Below are 5144 nucleotides of genomic sequence, written 5' to 3' on the forward strand. Positions count from 1 at the left end.
CATTGGAATCAGAATCATTTTGTTGTACTATATAAGGTAAAAAAGGATAAATATTACATATCTGATCCCGCGCTCGGACATGTGACCTATGACAGTAAGGAGTTTGGGAAAAACTGGTACTCGGCAAAGGAACTACATTCAGGGCTCTCATTGATCCTGAGTCCAGGTCCGGAATTTTATCAGCTAGAGGAGGAGGAGCCCGACACATCTCTAAAATGGGGAAAGATGTTTAAATATTTCTATAAATATAAACGTCTTTTTACCCAATTGATACTAGGGATGGTACTGGGGACTATTTTACAGTTGATTACCCCATTTCTCACACAATCTGTGGTTGATATCGGAATCAATATCAAAAATATCAGTTTTATCAATCTAATCCTGATTGCCCAATTAATGTTGTTTGTTGGGAGTACCGCTGTATCATTTATCCGATCCTGGATTTTGCTTCACATCAGCACGCGGGTCAATATCTCCATTCTGACTGATCTCTTGATCAAAATCATGAAGTTACCGATGAATTTCTTTGATATAAAAACACATGGAGATCTGATGCAGCGTATGGCCGATCAGCAGCGGATTGAAACTTTCCTAACGGGTAACACGTTAAACACACTGTTTTCCATAATTAATATGCTGTTCTTCGGTGCTCTTCTCATTGTTTATAACAAAATCATATTCTTGGTATTCTTTGCAGCGACGGTGCTCTATACCTTATGGATCTTATTTTTTATGAAGTATAGACGTGAACTGGACAATAAGCGATTTAAAATATCTTCCGAAAACCAGACCTATATGGTCGAGATGATTCAGAGTATCAAAGATATAAAACTCAACAATGCACAGAAGCAAAGGCGTTGGGGCTGGGAGGCCCTGCAAGCCAAGCTTTTTAAATTTAAAGTAAAAAGCTTGGCACTGTCTCAATACCAATCCATTGGTTCTATGGCTATTAATCAAATCAAAGGTATAATTATCACCTTTATCAGTGCGAAGGCAGTTATAGATGGCCACATGACTCTTGGAGGGATGATGGCCGTTCAGTATATCGTCGGGATGGTCAGTAGCCCGGTAGAGTCGCTGCTCGGCTTTATGCAATCTTATCAGGATGCCAAGATTAGCATGGAACGGCTCAACGAAATTTATGAGACCGAAGACGAAGAAGATGTGAAAAAGTACTATTTGAACAGCTTGCCAGCAAATAAGGATATTGAGATCCGTAACCTAACTTTTCGTTACTACGGAGCGGGAAATGAACCTATTTTCAGCCGGTTGAACTTACATTTTCCTGCTGGAAAAACTACCGCAATTGTGGGTACTAGTGGTAGCGGGAAAACAACGATTCTTAAATTACTACTAAGATTTTATGAATATGAAGAGGGAGAAGTTCTGATCGGGGGAAAGCGATTGGAACAGTTTGACTTCTCTCTATGGAGAGACAAATGTGGTGCGGTATTACAAGACAATTATGTGTATGCCGATACTATAGAACGTAATATTACTGTCAATGAAGAGTTCCCGGATAGAAAAAGATTGGAAAACGCTATCGAGATTTCCAATCTAAATGAATTTATTGCAGAGCAGCCGTTTGGTTTGGCAACAAAAATCGGTACCGCTGGCAAAGGTGTGAGCCAAGGGCAGCGGCAGCGACTGATGATTGCCAGAGCAGTGTTTAAAGAGCCGGAGTTTATATTTTTAGATGAAGCGACTAATTCCCTTGACGCTAACAATGAGAAAGTTATTATAGAGAAACTTAATCGCTTCTTTCAAGAAAGGACGGTTATTGTCGTGGCACATAGACTTAGTACAGTAAAAAATGCTGATAATATTATTGTATTGGAAAAGGGAAATGTTGTTGAACAAGGTACACACGCGGACCTCACGGCGTCAAAAGGGAAATATTTCGAGTTAGTAAGAAACCAATTGGAATTGGGGGATTAAACAGCTATGAAAGAATCTTCAATTATAGAATCAGACATCCATTCAGAGGATTTACAGGATATTATTGCAAAACCACCTTCCTGGCTTTTAAGAAGAGGAATCACATTTATCCTGTTGACCGTATTAATTATTTTGGGTATGTCTGTTTTTATACGCTATCCAGAAACTGTCGATAGTAAGGTCAGGTTTAATACAATGGATGCCCCGAAAGTTCTTGCCGCTAAAGTTAACGGAAGTTTAGTTAAACTTTTAAAGAAAGATGGCGAGTGGCTAGAAGCTGGCAGTCCATTGGCTTATCTCGAAAGTACTGCAGATCACGATCAGATTATTATTCTTTTGGATAAATTGCAACAGATACGCCAGGATCCTAACACCACTTACAATTTGGAAGCATTGATCGAGCCGAAAAATCTCAATCTCGGAGAACTGCAAGGAGCCTATCAGAACTTTTATCTTTCTTACTTGAGCTATATTTCAGTGCGTGACCATGGGATCTATCAAAAGCGCAAGTCTGTAATTAATCAGGAAGTTACAAATCTCAAAGAACAATATAAAAAGAATAATCAGTCTTTTGAATTACAGAAGAAGCAACTTGAACTGGCTGAACAGGAGTATGAAAAGTACCAGCTATTGGCGGAAAAGAAAGTGATTAGTCCGTTCGAACTGCAGCAAAAAGAATCCTTATTGCTCGCTAAGCGTCAGATGATTCCACAAATGGAAAATAACTTGATCAGTTATGAAGTAAATATCTTGTCTAAGAATAAAGAACTGGCGGAGATTGAAAACCAGATTGGGGAAGAACAAAAAAAATTTATACAAGCCTTAAACAGCTTTATCAGCGAAGCTGAAAATTGGAAAAAACAATATGTCATGACTAGCCCGGTTGGTGGAAAATTGATTTATGGCGAATTCTTACAGATCAACCAGCAGGTTGCAATTGGACAAAAATTATTTTATATCAATCCTAAAAGCGAGAAATATTATGGAGAAATATTATTGCCTCAGCTTGCTTCGGCTAAGGTAAAGAAAGGTCAAAAAGTATTGATTAAAGTGAACGGCTATCCCTCTGAAGAATATGGTTATCTAAATGGAAAAGTGAAATATATTTCAGATATTCCGATTCGAGATAGTGTGTTCTTTACGACCATTAGTCTTGACACTGCGGGTTTTAATCCATTGATCCAACTTAAGCCTGGATTATTTGGCGATGGTATGATTATTACAGAAGATAAATCTATTTTTAGACGGATATTGAATAATTTGACAAAGAGTTTGATATTTAATCGATAAACTTTTAAGTTGCAAATGAACATTATAATGCATCAGCGATAACGTCGATACCCTATCATTCAGTAAATTGGAAGAAGTAGACTTGTAGGAATGATGTGCGGCGGCGCGGTAACGGCTGGGAACCCTTCCCCGTAGTTTTTCATTGGTTTTCCTCCCTTTTAAAAATTAGTAATTTATCGCCAATTCTCTATATTTAAATCCTCCAGTTTTTTGGCGAGAGATCAAATCATGCCTAGTATTTTACTTTTTTTTAATAATTTTTCTATTCTTTCCTTATTCAATTGGTAGGTGGGATTCCATGGATCATAGTGCGTAAGTATTTGATTTTCTATATCGCTATCTTTTCGAGAAGCCGATATAATTGGAAATAAGCAGAGTTTATTGCTAGTTATAGAGGAAAGTTGGTCTTCATAACTTAGAGTATTATCAGGAACGAGGTCTAATATATTCTGATAAATGCTTTTATATAATACTAAAAAGGATGATTTTGAAAAACTATCTAACCAAAAAAGACTACTGTTTAAAAATAAGATGTTATTCCCTTCTCCCAAAAATCCACACAACAACATTTTAGTATTAAGATAATACGCTTTTATAATTGCTTTTTTAAACTCAGAGAAACTGTAATCACTAGTAAAAGTATGCTTGTCATCACACACAAGAATAAAATCTTCGTCCGCGATTTGTGCCTCCCTAACAATGTTTTTCAATGTATTTAATCGATCAATAGGTNNTACTTTAACAAGTGGAACAAATTTTAAATTGTACTCATTCTTGTCTTTAAACTCTGCTTTTAATCGTTCATTATCATATAGAGTTTGTAATGGCATGATATAGGTTGGGATACTAAAATCTAAATCTTCTTCCATACATTGGTTATTTAATCTTCTATAATAGCCTTCTATAATTAGAATTTTTTTAAATCGCTCTTCTGAAGTTTTAAAATAGGTTTCAACGTTTATTGTGTTATTTTTCATTGTTACGTCAGAGTACCCGAAGGTTTTCTGAATAGAAATTTGTGGAAATATTGCAAAAATATTATCCGTGTAGTTTTTTAATTCGATATCCATATGTTGTGTAGGTGTAAGGTCAATCTCTAGAAATTTATCAAAGAATTTATTAAATACAATAGTAAATTGAGCACCACTAAAGTTCTCTACCCAAAATGTGTTTTCGTTATAAGGTATTGCATTTTGAAATCCACTTACACCTCCTAAAAGAATATCAAAATGGTCATATATTCCGGATAATATGTATGCTTTCAATTTTTCCCATGTATAGGCAGTTGTAAACGTATGGTCATCTTCACATATTAAAACTACTGGCAAACCTTTAGCCTTTGCATCTTTAATACACTCCTTAAAAGATTCCATAAGCCCAATAGAGCCAACAGCATGTTTAATTCCCTCTATATAAGTAAGCTCAAATTCTTGTCGATTTTCGAATTCTTGTTTGATATGATGTAAACGGTCGCATCTTTCTTTAAGATTAATTATGTAAGTCTTTATTCTTGATATTTGTAAATTCATAATAATTTTGCATTTGTTGTATACAGATAGTCTTGTTCTTAGATGTTAATGTCAATATTTTTATTTTCTTGAGTATAACCTGTTGTGGGTTATAACTTAGGATTAAAAATATCATATAAAAATATGTTCATTGTTCTGATAATCAGTAAATTGACATGACAAAAGGATTTTAATGAACAACTTTAGAGCAAATTACTAAAGAATATTGGAAGTTTTGAGAAATATATTTACAGAGCGGTTATTATCGCTACAGCGAAAACATTCCGGTATGAACAATCTTGAGATCATCAGTGTCGGTTTGACCGCGAAATATATATGGGGATTGACAGTAACTTTCATGGAATTTATATATATATATATATTTATAATCACTTGCGTCCTAAACGT

2 protein-coding genes are annotated in these 5144 nt (G+C 35.3%); both read left to right on the forward strand.

What is annotated here, in order from left to right:
* A partial coding sequence (locus B4H69_RS08595; RefSeq protein WP_291093536.1) for a peptidase domain-containing ABC transporter occupies window positions 1-1938 on the forward strand: 1938 nt, incomplete at its 5' end.
* Window positions 1939-1944: 6 nt separating this feature from the next.
* Window positions 1945-3228, forward strand: a complete 1284-nt coding sequence (locus B4H69_RS08600; protein ID WP_070563590.1) for an HlyD family secretion protein — start codon at window positions 1945-1947, stop codon at window positions 3226-3228.
* Window positions 3229-5144: the final 1916 nt, after the last annotated feature.

Source organism: Empedobacter sp. UBA6745 (genome assembly GCF_002453775.1).
GTDB lineage: Bacteria > Bacteroidota > Bacteroidia > Flavobacteriales > Weeksellaceae > Empedobacter > Empedobacter falsenii_C.

What these genes read in the sequence shown, in the direction of transcription:
- B4H69_RS08600 (WP_070563590.1), top strand. Translation starts at nt 1,945, where the DNA reads ATGAAAGAATCTTCAATTATAGAATCAGACATCCATTCAGAGGATTTA.